This is a genomic window from Caldithrix abyssi DSM 13497 (assembly GCF_001886815.1).
GTDB lineage: Bacteria > Calditrichota > Calditrichia > Calditrichales > Calditrichaceae > Caldithrix > Caldithrix abyssi.
Genome location: NZ_CP018099.1, coordinates 408,945 through 424,087 on the forward strand (window position 1 = coordinate 408,945; position 15,143 = coordinate 424,087).

Genomic DNA, 15,143 nt, shown 5'->3' on the forward strand with positions numbered 1-15,143 from the left:
GAGCCCATTTTAAAAATTTATTTAGTTAAAAACAAGTAAATTTTTGATTAATTTTCGATGCCTTTTCTGGCGCTGACTCCACGATGATAATAGTGTTTTATTTCTTCCATATTGGTAACCAGATCGGCCAATTCCAATATTTCTTGAGGGCAATATCTGCCGGTTAGTACCAGCTCTACATTGGCAGGTTTAACCTTTAAAAAATCAACCACTTGATCAATCGTAAATAGTTTGAAATAGATGGACACCAATACCTCGTCAAGGATGACCAGATCATACGTGGAACCAAGCATGGCTTCGCGCGCCTGGCTGAGTCCTTTTTGCATTTCGGAAACCAGCTCGGCAGAAGGCGGCTGCTTGTTAAAAACAAAGGCGTCGTTGCCCCAGTTTTTTAACACCAGATGCGATGCAAAACGTTTAAGAATTTCAAGTTCGCCGTATGGAAAATTTTTCATGAATTGCGCAAAATAAACTCTAAAACCGTGTCCAAGGGCGCGGACGGCCAGACCGATGGCAGCCGTGGTTTTACCCTTGCCGTTGCCCGTGTAAACCTGAATATAACCTCTGGACAGCTTCAAATTTAACCTTTCTTTATTTTGCTAAAAAGATTTTGCATCGTTTGTGGGCGCCCTTCATTCCTTAAACCGTTGCTTTGTTTAATTACAAAAATGCCGAAAAAGGATACAAAGTTTAAGGTTTACCTTCCCCTTAAAACAGGGCATAAATAAGGCATTCCTGCCCTGGAGAATATCTCATCGAAGCTGAGTCTAATTTAATAAATTTTTTTTCTGAAGTTGCCGGACTCATCACAGTTTTTAGTAAAAATTTAATGCCCGAACGATTATTTAAATCTTTCACAAAAAATTGTATGGCAAAAGTAATGCGCTGCTTAACGGACTTTGTACAAATAGATAAGTTGTTCTGATTTGATCCCTTTTAAGGTAACCGTGTTCTGTGTGATTTTGTCCGTATTTTGCGTTTCTGGCAAATGATGCACCTGCGCCATAAATTCTTTACTCATGGCAATGGCCTCTAACTGTGCATGGGAGACCAGGCGGGCCGCCTTATTTACCGTGGCTCCAAACAGGTCAAAATTTTCATTCAAATTTACCACAACAGCCGGGCCCACGTGCAAACCGATTTTGATGCCGGATGAAAAATTTTTCAACTTTGAATTTAAAAAATGATCGACGCGTTTTTTAATATCTACCGCCGCTTCAAATGCCGGGCCAGGTTCTTTAAAAACGGCCATCACCGCATCGCCAATAGTTTTAATCACCCCGCCGTATTTTTTGAGGATAAAATCAAACAGGATGTCAAAATGCTCATTGACCAGCAAAAAGGCCTGCACGTCGCCAATGACCTCGTACATTTCGGTGGAGCGGATGAGCTCGGTGAACATGACGCTGACATTACGTATTTTGATGGCCTGATTTAAGCGGGGAGCCTGATCGGTGAAATGTTCCCGAAAGTCCGGATAGCCGATTAAATCAAGTACGGTCAAAGGCTGAACGCCTGCCTCCGCTACAGGAGTCTCTTCATCGGTGGTATTGATCACTTCGTCGTAAAAGCGGGGATGTAGGGCCAAGAGCACATGAACGTTTTGATCGGCGTGCGGCTCGTAATCGGACCCGCAGGCCGCGCATCGTTCACGAAGTCGTAAGTTCTTTAAACTTTTTGTTTCGAAATTGGGCGCCGTACACTGTGGGCAGAAAACCTGCCAGGTCATTTCAAAAAGACCGTCGAGCACGCCGTAGGTTACCAGTCTTAACGTTTCCTGATGGGTAAAGTTGAGCCTGACGCCCAACAGATTCGGATAAAATAATCGATGCTGCGGAGACGTTTCCCGGACCAGGAAGTTGAACAGTTTTTGAATTTTTTCTTTTTCAAACCCGCGATGAAAAAGTCTGATCAAGGCGTTTTTTAAAAGTTCAAGGTCCATTTAACGCTCCTTTCAATTTTGGGAACGAATTAACGACGCCCATTATTTCGCTTGCCTTGTTAAAAAAGGCTGTAAATGAAAAGCGCAACAGGGCTGCCTTGAGCCATGACAATAACGGCTCCCAATAAAAGCAAAATAAAAACAATGGGTAAAAGCAGCCACTTTTTATGCGCTTTTAAAAATTGTAAATACTCGGCTATTATTTTTATCTTACCCATTTTGATGCTCCTTTTTCTTAATGCATTTTGGTCAGGTCGCTCTGGCCCTGCTTTCTGGCGCGCCAATAGCTGGGTTGATTTTTGTCGATCTTCAAATCAAGCGGCTGGCGGTTAAACAGCCGTAAGGTCATTCCGAGCGGTGAAAAAATCAAATAAAAAATCAGACTTAAGATCAAACGCGACATAAAAGCGCCCAGAATGTGGGCCAGGCTCATCCACAGGCGGTAAAAGAGAATCAGAAGAGGGCGAACAAACTGCCCGGCTGCAACCAGCAGGCTGAGCAGGGCAAAAGGAATAACGAACAGCCATGAGGAATTAACAATGCCCACTGCCAGGAGAATGAGTGAAAGGCTGCCAACCAACCAACTAAAGGACCGCAGTTCTTTTTTTGACGGGCTTACGCGCCACACATCCTTAATCAAGTTCAAACGCCTCCTGTCTGGCTTTGGTAATGTGTTGAGCCGGTTGATCTTCCTTACGCAGCAAGCAGCGACCCATGGCCAGCCAATCCATTTCCGTTCGTAAAAAACACTGGTACGCCTCCTGCGGCGTGGCCACAATTGGTTCGCCTCGCACGTTAAATGAAGTGTTGATCAATACCGGACAGCCTGTTTTTGCCTGAAAGGCTTTTAATAAACGATAGAAGCGGGGATTGGTTTGAGCATTAACCGTTTGCAGGCGCGCGGAATAATCCACGTGTGTAACCGCAGGGATTTGCGAGCGGTTGATTTTCAAACGTTCCAGTCCTTTTAAATGCATGTCCTGATCGGAAGTAAGCCGTTTTTCCGGATGTACGTCGGCCACTAACAGCATGTAGGGGCTGGGGCGATCGATCTTAAACCAGGCGGACGCTTCTTCTTCAAGAACCGCCGGGGCAAAAGGGCGAAAGCTTTCGCGAAATTTTATTTTGAGATTCATGATTCTCTGCATCTGCGGATGGCGGGCGTCGCCTAAAATGGAACGGTTGCCCAGGGCGCGCGGGCCGAACTCCATCCGGCTCTGGAACCAGCCCACCACCTTTCCTTTTGCCAGTTCCGCGGCCACTTTTTCGTAAAGCTGATCTTCCGCTAACTCTTCGAAGGGCGCCCCCACGGAACGCAGAAATGTTTTGATCTGCTCGTCGGAAAACTGCGGCCCAAGGTAAGAGCCTTTTTGTCGGTCTAACTTTTCATCGCTTTGCCGTTTATTTTTTAAATAATGGTAGTGAATCAGCAGGGCTGCGCCCAGGGCTCCGCCCGCATCGCCGGCGGCCGGTTGAATCCATAAATCGTCAAATAACCCGCTGCGTAGTAGCTTTCCGTTGGCCACGCAGTTCAGGGCAACGCCGCCCGCAAGACACAGCTTCTTTTCTCCGGTAATTTTTTTAACATGCCTGGCCATGCGCAGCACAATCTCTTCGGTTACTTGCTGGACGGAGGCCGCCAGATCCATTTCGCGTTGGGTGAGCGGCGCTTCAGGTTTGCGGGGCGGGCCGCCAAAAAGTTGGGCAAAGCGACGGCCGGTCATGGTCAGGCCGCCCAGGTAGTTAAAGTATTTCATGTTTAATTTAAAGGAACCATCTTCCTTTAAATCCAGCAGTTCTTCAAGAATGGTTTGTACAAAACGGGGCTCTCCGTAAGGCGCCAGGCCCATTACTTTGTACTCTCCGGAGTTTACCTTAAAGCCGGTAAAATAGGTGAACGCCGAATATAACAAACCCAGCGAATGTGGAAACTGCTGTTCAAACAAAAGTTCGATGGCATTGTCTCTGCCCAGCCCGATGGAAGAGGTAGCCCACTCTCCCACGCCATCCATGGTTAAAATGGCCGCCCGCGAAAAGGGCGAAGGGAAAAAGGCTGAAGCGGCATGCGATTCGTGATGTTCTGCAAAGTAAAGGGGACCGTTGTAGTTCAATTCTTTACGAATTAGATCGGGGATCCACAGCTTTTGTCCAAGCCATACGGGGATGGCCATTAAAAAGGAACGAATTCCGAGCGGGGCTGTCGTTAAATACGTTTCCAGAATACGGTTGAATTTGAGGAAAGGCTTTTCGTAAAAAACCACGTGATCCAGTTGGCGGGCTGAAATGCCGGCCTCTTTTAAACAGTATGCTATGGCCTGATGCGGAAAGGCATGGTCGTGTTTTTTACGCGTAAAGCGCTCTTCCTGGGCGGCGGCGATAATTTCGCCATCTTTCAAAATAACCGCCGCGGAATCATGGTAAAAAGCTGAAATACCTAAAATGTACGTACGCATTCTTCCCTATTTTTAATTAAAAAAATATGTTAATATTTTTCAACGAGAGATTCAAATTTATGGCAACAAGCATGCTTCCCCAAAAGAGCTGCTTTGAACTTGTTTAATGGCCATATTCTTGAATCACTCCGCTTAGCCAGCGCTGGATTCTTTGTTCGAAGTGACAAAGGTTTTTTAGTCTGGCGCCAGGTAATCAGACAAATCGTTGGTTTTTAGGTGGTCTCTAAAAGAAATTAAAAATACGTGCATGTGACCTGTCATTTCGAACGAGGAGAGAAATTTTGTAACCCCGATAAAAAACAATCGATCTTTTAAAGGATTTTTTTACTGGAATAATGGTAAAATAAATATCTTTTTGGAGCGGACACTTTTTATTAAATATGATGTTTCGCCCTGGCGCTTAATAATGCAAAGTTTGAATTTCAGCCGGAAAAGTAAAAAAAAATGGGATGGGCCTGGCGGCCCATCCCATCATTGGGAATAGTCAGAGCAGGTTATTTCATCATCTGCATCATACCCTGGCCGGGCTGCATACCTTTGCAGCAGCCGGAAGCGAAGGTCTTTAAAACTTTGAGTTGTTCTGTGGTCAGAACCTTGCGGGATTTAATCAAGGTATTAAGAAAATTGTCCCGTAGTTCCTGTTGCAGAGAATTAATTTTTTTAATCGCTTTTTTCACTTTGTTAAAATCTGGCTGATCAGCATTCATTGCTTCCTGAATATCCAGGGTGGCAATTTTAATGTCGGCTTTGTTTTTTACGGCAGCTTTTTTGAATTCCAGCTTCAGACCGGTTAAAGTTTGAATTTGTTTTTCGCTTAAATTCAATTTTGAGGCTGATTTTAACAAGAATCCCGGGCAGCCATACGAATGCAAGGTTTTAAGAACGGGATCGCTCATCATGTCCATAGACTTGTGATCCATTTTGCCGTGCATGCCCATTTTATGGCCTGGCGCCTTTTCCTGCTTTTGCATCATCATGTGCTGCATTCCTTTTGAAGGCGTATTTGGTTGGGCTAAAATCGGCTGTCCGAAGCCCATCATCAAAAAGGCAATCAGTGTCAATGCGGTGGTTAAAATACTTAGTTTCTTCATGGTAAAGTCTCCTTAATGTTGTTGAGATTAATTTAACTATTGATTTTTTTATTTTTCAGACTAATTAATCGTTTACTTCATTTGCTTTTAATTGCTTCAAGTTTTATGCCGAATTTATTTCAGATTTTTAATTTTACCGGTAAATATTAGTATTTTATTTAGTTAGCCATCTTAAAATAAAATACATTGCTGTTTTAAAAAATTAATTGTATCTCACTCTTGAAGAATATTCTACAAGCGCTGTACACTATTGTTAAACGTTTAGCTTATCAAAGAAGTTAGAACAAGAAATGTTGCCGGAATATTTCATCGGAGTCAAGAGTAAATCTTTAAATGAGACCGGCAGTCGTAAGACTTTTTGGTTTAATGGCAGGGGCAGCTAAAGCGAAGCAAATTGATCTCATGCGTTAAGAAAGGCGGTTAATTGGGGTAGGGGGGATGGCGGCCCGGGGCGCTGCCCCGGGCCGTTGTTTCCACCGAGCAAACGGAGCGCTCTGACGGAGCGCTCCTTCCCATCTCTTTTTGAAAGCAAGTTAACAAAGCGTGATGCTCCAATTCCACACCGTCGATTAAACCCAAAAAGCAGCGCACAAAGTCGTTACAAAGTATAAAAAGAAAAAGGCAGGCAGTAAAACCGCAACCAAAACTAACCGCAAAGAGCACAAAGAAGTCGCAAAGTACGCAAAGAAAAAATAAAACCAATTATTCAACATGTAAGTAAAAAACTCATCATGCCGGCAAGATTGGCCCCTTCTCTTTTTTAAAGAGAAGGGGTAGGGGGATGAGTTTTAAAAACAGCACAAAAATTTTCGCATTCCGCCAGATGGGAATTTGGAATGACCGGCCGGCGACTAATTTAATTTTTGAACCAGGATTTGTTTGATTTTTGGATTAACAGGATTATTTTTTTTGCATTCCAAAATTTATCTTTAAAATGGGATGCATCGTTTCATTGTAGTAAAAAGTCAAGAAAATCCTGTAATCCTGAAAATCAAGGTTCAAAAACTATCCCTAAGGCAGCGCAGCCGCACCCAAAAACGAACCACCAGGAGCGCAAAGAAGCCACAAAGCGCGCAAAGATTTTTTCACGCAACCCCTTCTGTCCAGCGTCAGCTGAAATGTGAACGCCAGGGTCGAAAAGAAAAAATAGAACTGTATCTCAACATTTAAGAGCAAAACTAAGCGAATCGGCGCAATTTACGCCCAGGGCTGTCCCAAAAGTCAAAGAAAATGTATTTTTATAAATTTTTTCTTTCCCTCACCCCCTTTCCAAGAAAAAGAGTCTGGGAGAGTAGGAAGAACTGTTCGTTGGAAATTTTCTACAATGATGTTCAATATTTGCGCATTTTGAAATTTCTATTCAACCATTCAACCATTCAACTAATTAACTATTCAACCAATACAGCAGCACAAAAATTTTCAAACCCCGCCGTGGCGGGACTGGATCTTTCAAGATGAAGTATCCTAAAACATCTTGATACCATTCTGCAAAAAGAATTTTGCATCATTTATTATTTCACAGTAAAAGAATTCTTTAAAGTCCTCTTTGGCTGCCCAGGCCTGGCAAGTAGTTAGCTAAAGCCTCTTTATTTGCTTAAAACGCGAGAGCTGGCGGCCCACTGGCTGGCAGTAACTTCTGGGCCTGGGGCGGAGAAGGCTGGCCGCGTGACGCGCAACATGCGGAATGGAAGCCTGGCGATGATTTTACCGGCGATCCGCCACAGGAGCCCCAGGGCCGTAATTCGGTTTTTAACTGCGACTTCAGTACATTACAGGTTATCCGTCAGGCTGCAAAGAGAATGAATGAAATGGGAAGGTAAAAATTTTTACAACGCCTTTAGAGGCGCAAAAGACCCAACTGTTTTAAAAAAAGAGCCGGGCTTTGATTTGGCTACCTGCCATCGAACGGTGGTACTAGTAAAATGACGAAGCCAGGCCCCCAAAGGCGCAGCGTTGGAAAAGCCAGGACGGCCGCGAAATAATTCCGTATAAAATTATCTAACCAGCAACGAATCGCTGTACTGTAATTGCTCAAGATGGTCCATGACATTAATCAGCGGTACGCTCACGCGGAAATGGTTGTTAATGGCCGCCAGCCACTCATTGGCAATTAACACATGCCCCAGATCCGAAGGATGAACGCCGTCCAGGCTGTAAAATCCGCCGGTAATAAAATCGGCCGTCACCTTTAGGCCCGCTACCTGCAAGCCATTAGCGACCTCTTTAAAAAAGCCGTACATATCCACTACCGGGATATTCCTTAAGCTGCAGATGGAATCGATGGCCGCGTTGAAGCCCTCTGTTATGTCTTTAACCACAGCCTGTTCATCCGGCGTTAAAATAACATCTTCCGGCAGAGGCTGGCCGTTGCTGTTTGGAAAATCGGCAGGCAAACCATAGCCCTGTTTGATGAAAATTTTGGCTGGCGAAAGAATTAAATCGCCTTCATTTACGCCCACCAATGGAATGGGATTGCCATTGTCGTCCAAGGCCGGCGTGTTGGTGACAGTGTCTATGACCACGCCCGGAACCGAATGGAAATAGGGCATATCCAGAATGTCGGGGATGTTAGCGACAATCACCGCCGCCTGCGTGCTTTTTAAGGAATCCATCAGTTCAGAAAAATATTGAGCGAAATCTTCTTTTGAGGTGGGCGGTTCTTCCACCGGATTGATGGCGCTGTACTGGGCATAGGACAAAATATCGTACATGCCGGCCCAGCATAGGATTAGCGAAGGCTGAAACAGTTTGGCCTGGGCAAAGGCCGTTTTGTAGCCGTAAGGATCGGGTAACGGATTGCGCAAAATAACGTCTAACAAACCGCTTTTACTGCGGCTGCGCAGTCTGATGGTAGCTTTGTAAACGTCATCCACATAAATGCCGGGAACGGCAAGGTTGTTGTAGGGCAGAGGCCAGTACATGACTTCCTCAGAAGAAAAAGCCATCGCGGCAGGATCATAGCCGTAATCGGAAAAGGCCTCGGCATAAATGACCGGATCCGGATTTACGGTTTGCGGCGTTTCAGGATTGTCCAGATATTTCAAACGTAAAATGCCAAATCCTGCGTAAGATTCCGATCCCAGGCCGGGATAGCCAATGTACGGTTGCATAAAATCTGGCGTTTCGCCCTGTTGGGCAATTAAAGCGACAAAACTACGTTTTTGATGTTTTTCGACCAGAGCGGCAGATTGATAGCCCGAAATGATATTATCGCCCAGGGCCACCAAACGGCTGAACAGCATTTTTTCGTTGGTGCTCAGACTGGAACTTTTAATTTTAGGTTCTAACAGGCTGCACGAAAAAAGTAAAAAAGCAACGCTTAAAACGAGTAATAATTTTATTTTCATGGAAAAAACTCCTTCTATTGCCTAAAATGAATAACCGACGCTTAAGCCGTAAAGATTGGCCATACCCGTGTATTTCCCATCAAAATTGTGTACCGTGTTCGATACTTCACGGTCATCCTGTAATAGCAGATGGTAGGCCAGATCAATCGAAATGCGATGGAAACGGTAGCCAAAGCCAAGTGTGTAATTGTGTCGATCCGACTCCGGTAAACCCGGCTCCACATATTCATCGGGAACGGCATGCTGATCCCAGCAGTAACCGGCGCGCACGGTAAAATTATTTTCCATCCGATACTCCAGACCGAATCGTATGCTGTAAGAATCCTGGTAATGGCGCGGATTGACGCTCTCGGTCTGGCCAGCCACGGGGTCTTTAAAGGTAATTTTGAGCTCATCGTAAGAACTCCAGGCCTGAACCAGGTAATCCAATTCGAAACTCAGGTTTTTTGTAAAATCTAACGCAATGCCCAGTCCATACGAAGCCGGCAGATTTAATTCTGCGCTTCCCTTTGTTTTTGCAGGAAACAGGGAGGCAATTTCCTGATTGATAACCGCATCGGTAGTTTGCGGAAAGGAAAAATAGGCGTCGCCGTCCTCAAATTTCAGATTGGTGCCGCTTCGATACTGGGCGCCCAGGTGTAAACGTCCGAAAAGGGTGTATTGAATTCCAAGATTAAAGCCTGTCCCCAGAGCGCCTGCTTCCAACCGGGAGTGTCCGTAAAGCATGCGCGGCGCAAAATAAATATCTTTTTCCATGGTTACATTGGCCTGTAATACAGAAAATCCCAGAGCGAGCGAAAGGTTGTCTCCCAGTCGGTAGGCGATGACCGGGTTTACAGCAAAGGAAGTCAATTCTGTTTTAGTGGCTAATAGTCTCCCCACCCATGGTTGGGAATCTGTGCCCCATTCACTTGCCAGCCCAAAGGGAGAGTAAAGGCTGACACCCACAGTGAGGCCCGGCTTTATCTGGTAAGTTAAGTAAAAAGTGGAGGGAAAGAAAGAGCCCTTTTGCGCTCTGGTAAAGTAACGGGAATCCATGTTTGTCGGGCCCGTAAAGCCGAATTCTGGCTGGATTAAGGTGGTGCCGGCATTTAGTTGCCAGCCTTGCAGGGCGCTGATGCCTGCAGGATTGTAAAAAATGGCTGAGGGATCATCGGCCCGGGCAATAACGGCGCCGGCCATGCCTGTGGCGCGAGCGCTTTGCTCGTAAATGGAAAATCCGGACGCCAATAAAACAGAAGCCGGCAGTAAAAGCATTAAAAAGAGTTTTTTTAACATGGAGCCTCCTGCAAAACGGTTGTTAACGCAGCTCAAAGCACAAAATATTCTGTATTTTAATTGTTTACAATTAATGCCAAATATACGCATAATTTGATCACGGTTAAATACAATTAAATCACAGATTGCTTAAAATTACAAAAAAATACGTAAATTTGGTCAAAAAGATTCGTGTGGGCTGTGTTTTTTTAACTATTGCTCAATTGTTAATTTCTGAGTTAATTAATAATGAAGGCGTAAAGGTCGTTCACACAAAATGTGTTTTTTTTTGACTGGCATTCACTCCTTACGCAGTTCTGGATTCGTTCTCGCAATCTTGCGCCGGGCATAAATAAAAAAGGCAGAGAGAAAACTCTCTGCCTTTTAACTGTCATATAAAAAGAAATTACAGCGTAATTTTGCCGCCGAAGATTTCAGGCAAGGTGGTTAAGTCTGGCAGACTGGCTGTTTTAGCGACATCCAGTTTTACGGGTTTTTGTTCTTCCATAAATTGCAGGATATCAATAGTCGGGACATTGGCGCCAAAGGTTTCATTGATGGCCGTAATAAATTCGTTGGCCACCAGTGCATAGCCAATGTTCGAAGGATGAACGCCATCCAGGCTGAAAATATAGCCGGTCAAATACTGGGTGGTGAACTTAATGCCGGCGATGACATAACCGTCTTCATCGGCAGCGTCCATAAGCAGTTTGTTAATATCTACAAAGGCAACCTGACCGGCATATTTGGCAACCAGTCCCTCAATGGTTGCGTTAAAATCAGCCACGGCCTGCTGGGCAATGGCTTTTTCGTCTTTATCCAGCACCAGAGCAGAAGGCAGAGGGGCGCTGGGATCAAAACCCACCGGAACGCCGGCCGGTCCATACGTGCCGGAAACGTCCCCAATTATGCTCTTTGCGCTTAACAATATCAGGTCTTCAGCCGTTGCCTGGCGTACGCCGTCCGTGGCCTGAATAACCAGCGCAACATTTTGTCCCTGAACTTCCACCATGTAAGGTACAGTTGTAAAGAAGGGAATGCTGGTAACATCGGGAATATTAGCCACAACCACTTTAGCGCCGGCGCCGGTTAATTTGGCCAGCAGACCATCGTACAGGTAGCCAAAAACGTCTTTATCGGTTGGCGCCGCAGGATTGGTCCCGCCGCTGGTGGCATAACCAAGAACGTCGTTGTTGCCAATCCACAACGAAACGAGCGTGGGCCGCAGCATCAGGGCCTGATCTAAGGCCGTGGTATTGCCCAGGTTCGGGTTACGTAAAACGATGTCAAAAAAGGCAGAGCCGCTGTAGCTTTGCGCCGCAGAAATCGCGCTGTCTAAATCGGCCAAAACAGCGGCCGGAACGCCCAGGTTGTTGTAAGGACGTGGCAGGGTGGCAACTTCTGCGCTTAAAAATGGATTAAACGGATCGAAACCGGTGGTGGCATACGGCACCGGACCAATAATCGGGTTTCCTTCTGCGTCAAATCCGTTGAAAACCAGAATGCCTGCGCCTTTAGTGGTGTAAGAGCCGATGCCCGGCCAGGCCAGCAGGGGCTGCTGAAAATCATTATAGCCGGCCTGTTTGGCAATTTGATTGACAAAACTATATTCCTGATATTTGGCGGTCAAAGCGGCCGATTGATAGCCGGCAGTAAGACTGTTGCCCAGGGCCACAAAGCTGGCAAATAACTGCTGAGTGGTCTGGTTAATCTGCACCGGCTCAGATTGTTTTACTGATGGTTCTTGCAATTGGCAGCCGATAAAAAAGCTTAAAAGAACCAGCGCTAATAATGATCTAAAAATTTTCATCTATATTATCCTCCTCTTTTCCTTAAAACGCATAGCCAATGGTTAAACCGTACAGATTGGCTAAACTTTCGTATTTACCGTTAAAATCGTCAACGGAATTGGTGATTTCACGATCATCCTGCAAGAGCAGCATGTAGGCGAAGTCAACGGTAATATTACCCATTTTATAACCAAAGCCGATATTGTAGATGTTACGATCGCCTTCTGGCAAAGAAGGTTCCACGCGTTCATCGGGCACGGCGTGGTTGTCTCTCATATAACCGGCGCGTAATGCCAGCTTTTCATTCAGGCGGTATTCCATTCCAAAACGATAGCTGGCCGAATTCTGGTATTTCCGTTCGCTAATCGTTTCTGTTTTGCCGCCCACAGGATCTTTAAATTTAACTTTTAAAACGTCGTAAGAGCTCCAACCGATTAGCAAATAATCAAACTCGGCGGTTAATTTTTCAGTAAAATCGTAAGCAATACCAACGGCGGTAAGAGTCGGTAATTTCAGATCGGCGCTTCCTTTTGTATTAGGAAACAACGCTTTGAGTTCGGCCAGAATTACCTGTTGTTCAGGGTCGTTGGCATCCAGAGCCGGGTAATCGAAGGTCGCGTCTCCGTCTTTGAACTCAAGCAAAACATTGCTGCGGTACGCTGCGCCCAAGGTCAACCGTTCCGTTACCTTGTATTGCAAGCCCAGATTAAATCCCATACCCGTGGTGGATGCTTCCAGGGTGGAGTACACATCTACATTGCGGATGGGATAGTTGACCACTTTTTGCAGGTTCACTTTGGCGATGGCGTATTCAAAACCAACGGCCACCGAAAGATTTTCCATTACTTTGTAGGCAACAACCGGATTAATAAAAACGGCTTCAAGCTCTGAACGGGTGGCAAGATATTTGCCTGGCCAGTCTTTGCCCCAGTCAGAAGCGAGACCAAAAGGGGCATAAACGCCCAGTCCCACACTCAATTTTTCGTTCATGGCGTAAGAAACATAAAGATGTGGCGGGAAAAAGGTCTCTTTTTTGGCTGCATTGTAAAGATTAGGATCTTTGGCCGTGGGGCCGATAAAATGGGCTTGAGGTTGAATAATGGTGCCGCCAAGAGCCACATTCCATCCTTTTAATGAGGTAATACCGGCCGGGTTGTAAAAAATAGCGCTCGCGTCATTGGCCTGAGCCACAAAAGCGCCGGCCATGGCCATGGACTTTGTACCCTGCTCGTAAATGGAAAATCCAGAGCCATAACTTTGCGTAAAGCTAAAGCAGAGTGTCATCAAAAAAACAATTAAACGTTTGTGCATAGCACCTCCTTCTGTAAGTTAAATTTCAAACGCATAAGCGCACTAAAGATAATACATTATCAGATCATATTCAACATATTTGATTTGCGATATCAACTTAATTATTAATCACTTACAAAATAATTAAATCACAATCGACAGAATACAATCATTTTTAAGTCAAGTTTTCGCGCGTTCTTTTATCTTTATTTACACTTATTTATAACGTGTTTTTAAAGCCGATCTTTCTTAAAGATGATAAAAATCGATGCGTAAAAAATCGGCAGTAAATCTGTCAATTTTATTTGTGAATCTCCGGAAGCCGGTAATCATTTTAAACAATCGTATTGTCCGGAATCACCGTATTTTTTGGAATTACGATAATGCCGTCGCGTATGTTGTAAAAGTCGCCGTCGTAGTAAGATTTTTTATCTTTGTTAATCAGATGAACATTGTTGCCGATTCGGCAATCCAGATCAACAATAGCATTACGGATGATACAATGATGTCCGATACCCAGGTTGGGAATGTTCTGTCTGGTGTTTTGCTCCTTGGTCTCCAGTGTTTCGTAACGTGTGTTTCCCATAATGATGGAGTTCTGGATTAAGGCGCCCTCTTCCACAAAGGAACGGATGCCGATAATTGAATTTTCTATGATGGAACCTAACAGAATACAGCCTTCAGCCATTAGAGACCGATGAATTTGACAGTTGTAAACTTTAGACGGAGGGAGATAGCGGGGATGCGTGTAGAACGGATGTTCTTCATCGTAAAAATCAAATTTAGGGACCGGCTGAATTAATTCCATGTGCGCGTCAAAAAACGCTTTAATGGTCCCAATATCTTCCCAGTAGCCGTCAAAAAGATAGGCGGCCACTTTTAATTTATTGATGCACTGAGGAATGATTCCTCTGCCAAAATCTTCGTGGTCGTTTGAGCTGAGAACGTCGAATAAAATCTCCTTTTTAAAAATATAAATTCCCATGGAGGCTAAATGGGTGCGGCTGCCCTGATGGATATCAAACAAACGGAAGATTTCAGGCTCTGCTTTAAAATTTTGTAAAATTTCAGAGTCTTCCGGTTTTTCGATAAATTCGGTAATTTCGCCCTCGCTATTGGCCTTTAATATGCCCAGTCCTTTTGCCTGGTGTTCTTCAATGGGTTTTACGGCAATGGAAATATCGGCGCCCGTGGTCAGATGGTAGTCAAAAAATTTGCGGTAATCCATCCGATAAAGGTGATCGCCGGAAAGAATGATGATATGGTCGTCTGCGGAATGAAGGAATCTTAAATTTTTGCGCACGGCATCTGCCGTTCCCTGGTACCATTCCTGGATTTCGTCGGTTTGCTGGGCGGCCAAAATGCGAACAAAGCCTTTGCTAAAATTATCGAATTGATAGGTTCTGGTAATATGGCGGTGCAAAGACTCTGTATTAAATTGCGTAAGGATAAAAATTTTACGTACATCGGAATGCAAACAATTGCTGATCGGAATGTCAATTAATCTAAACTTACCGCCAATGGGCACCGCCGGTTTTGATCTGAGTTTTGTAAGGGGATAAAGGCGGGTGCCCCGGCCTCCTCCTAAAATGACCGCCGTCAATCTCATAGAATGTCCTTTGCTTTTTAAGATAAGAATTGCTTGATACCTTCTTCATCCATGCCAATCCAGTAGCGATCGCCTTTTTTTATTAAAGGGCGCGTGATCATTCCCTGTTCTTTTAATAAGATCTGAAAAAGTTCTTCATCGCTCAGGTTTTTATTTTTAAGTCCTAACTTACGATAGGTGGGCCCTTTGGAATTAATGACTTTGTCAAGCCCCAACTGGGCGACAATAGTTCTTAATTCATCTTCGGGAATGGGCGTTTTTTTAACGTTGACAAACTGATAGTCTATATCTAATTGTTCCAGCAAAGCCCTGGTTTTTCGAATTTTTTGACATGTGGGAACACCATATAAAGTGATCATCATCT

Annotated in this window: 14 protein-coding genes; 2 read left to right on the forward strand and 12 right to left on the reverse strand. The window is 44.7% G+C overall.

The annotated features are described in order from the left end of the window. Positions 1–47: 47 nt before the first annotated feature. The 6 genes from Cabys_RS01660 to Cabys_RS01680 all read right to left on the reverse strand — a co-directional run bounded on the left by Cabys_RS01660 (position 48) and on the right by Cabys_RS01680 (position 5,486). Positions 48–578 (reverse strand): cob(I)yrinic acid a,c-diamide adenosyltransferase, encoded by a 531-nt coding sequence (locus Cabys_RS01660; RefSeq protein WP_006928343.1) that lies wholly within the window; start codon positions 576–578, stop codon positions 48–50. Positions 579–889: 311 nt separating this feature from the next. Next, positions 890–1,942: an adenylate/guanylate cyclase domain-containing protein gene (locus tag Cabys_RS01665; protein ID WP_006928344.1), complete on the reverse strand. Its 1,053-nt coding sequence runs from the start codon at positions 1,940–1,942 to the stop codon at positions 890–892. Positions 1,943–2,001: 59 nt separating this feature from the next. After that, positions 2,002–2,160, reverse strand: coding sequence for a DUF5989 family protein (locus tag Cabys_RS19975; RefSeq protein ID WP_006928345.1), 159 nt, complete (start codon positions 2,158–2,160; stop codon positions 2,002–2,004). Between the two features lie 17 nt (positions 2,161–2,177). Beyond that, positions 2,178–2,588 (reverse strand): SxtJ family membrane protein, encoded by a 411-nt coding sequence (locus Cabys_RS01670; RefSeq protein WP_150109264.1) that lies wholly within the window; start codon positions 2,586–2,588, stop codon positions 2,178–2,180. Then, a complete protein-coding gene (locus tag Cabys_RS01675; protein ID WP_006928347.1) occupies positions 2,575–4,395 on the reverse strand; it encodes a carbamoyltransferase family protein in 1,821 nt (606 codons plus the stop codon). The genes Cabys_RS01670 and Cabys_RS01675 overlap by 14 nt, the downstream gene beginning before the upstream one ends. Before the next feature lie 494 nt (positions 4,396–4,889). Then, on the reverse strand, positions 4,890–5,486 hold the full coding sequence (locus Cabys_RS01680) for a Spy/CpxP family protein refolding chaperone (protein ID WP_006928348.1): 597 nt from the start codon (positions 5,484–5,486) through the stop codon (positions 4,890–4,892). Positions 5,487–7,105: 1,619 nt separating this feature from the next. On the opposite strand from Cabys_RS01680, the gene Cabys_RS20800 reads away from it, so the two are divergent. Then, positions 7,106–7,306, forward strand: coding sequence for a hypothetical protein (locus Cabys_RS20800; protein WP_472297436.1), 201 nt, complete (start codon positions 7,106–7,108; stop codon positions 7,304–7,306). Continuing rightward, positions 7,290–7,412 carry a hypothetical protein gene (locus tag Cabys_RS20560; protein ID WP_257786501.1) on the forward strand — a complete coding sequence of 41 codons (123 nt, stop codon included), beginning with the start codon at positions 7,290–7,292 and terminating at the stop codon, positions 7,410–7,412. Before Cabys_RS20800 ends, Cabys_RS20560 begins: the two co-directional genes overlap by 17 nt. 68 nt (positions 7,413–7,480) lie before the next feature. Here Cabys_RS20560 and Cabys_RS01685 read toward each other — a convergent pair whose 3' ends face one another. The 6 genes from Cabys_RS01685 to Cabys_RS01710 all read right to left on the reverse strand — a co-directional run bounded on the left by Cabys_RS01685 (position 7,481) and on the right by Cabys_RS01710 (position 15,141). After that, a complete protein-coding gene (locus tag Cabys_RS01685) occupies positions 7,481–8,833 on the reverse strand; it encodes an SGNH/GDSL hydrolase family protein (RefSeq protein WP_006928349.1) in 1,353 nt (450 codons plus the stop codon). Positions 8,834–8,854: 21 nt separating this feature from the next. Beyond that, entirely contained in the window at positions 8,855–10,111 is a 1,257-nt protein-coding gene (locus Cabys_RS01690; RefSeq protein ID WP_006928350.1) for an OmpP1/FadL family transporter, read from the reverse strand. Positions 10,112–10,496: 385 nt separating this feature from the next. After that, positions 10,497–11,900: an SGNH/GDSL hydrolase family protein gene (locus Cabys_RS01695; protein WP_006928351.1), complete on the reverse strand. Its 1,404-nt coding sequence runs from the start codon at positions 11,898–11,900 to the stop codon at positions 10,497–10,499. A gap of 22 nt (positions 11,901–11,922) precedes the next feature. After that, positions 11,923–13,191, reverse strand: a complete 1,269-nt coding sequence (locus tag Cabys_RS01700; protein WP_006928352.1) for an OmpP1/FadL family transporter — start codon at positions 13,189–13,191, stop codon at positions 11,923–11,925. Between the two features lie 313 nt (positions 13,192–13,504). Beyond that, positions 13,505–14,779: a glucose-1-phosphate adenylyltransferase gene (locus Cabys_RS01705; protein ID WP_006928353.1), complete on the reverse strand. Its 1,275-nt coding sequence runs from the start codon at positions 14,777–14,779 to the stop codon at positions 13,505–13,507. Between the two features lie 17 nt (positions 14,780–14,796). After that, positions 14,797–15,141, reverse strand: a complete 345-nt coding sequence (locus tag Cabys_RS01710) for an arsenate reductase family protein (protein ID WP_081475038.1) — start codon at positions 15,139–15,141, stop codon at positions 14,797–14,799. Between the last annotated feature and the right edge of the window lie 2 nt (positions 15,142–15,143).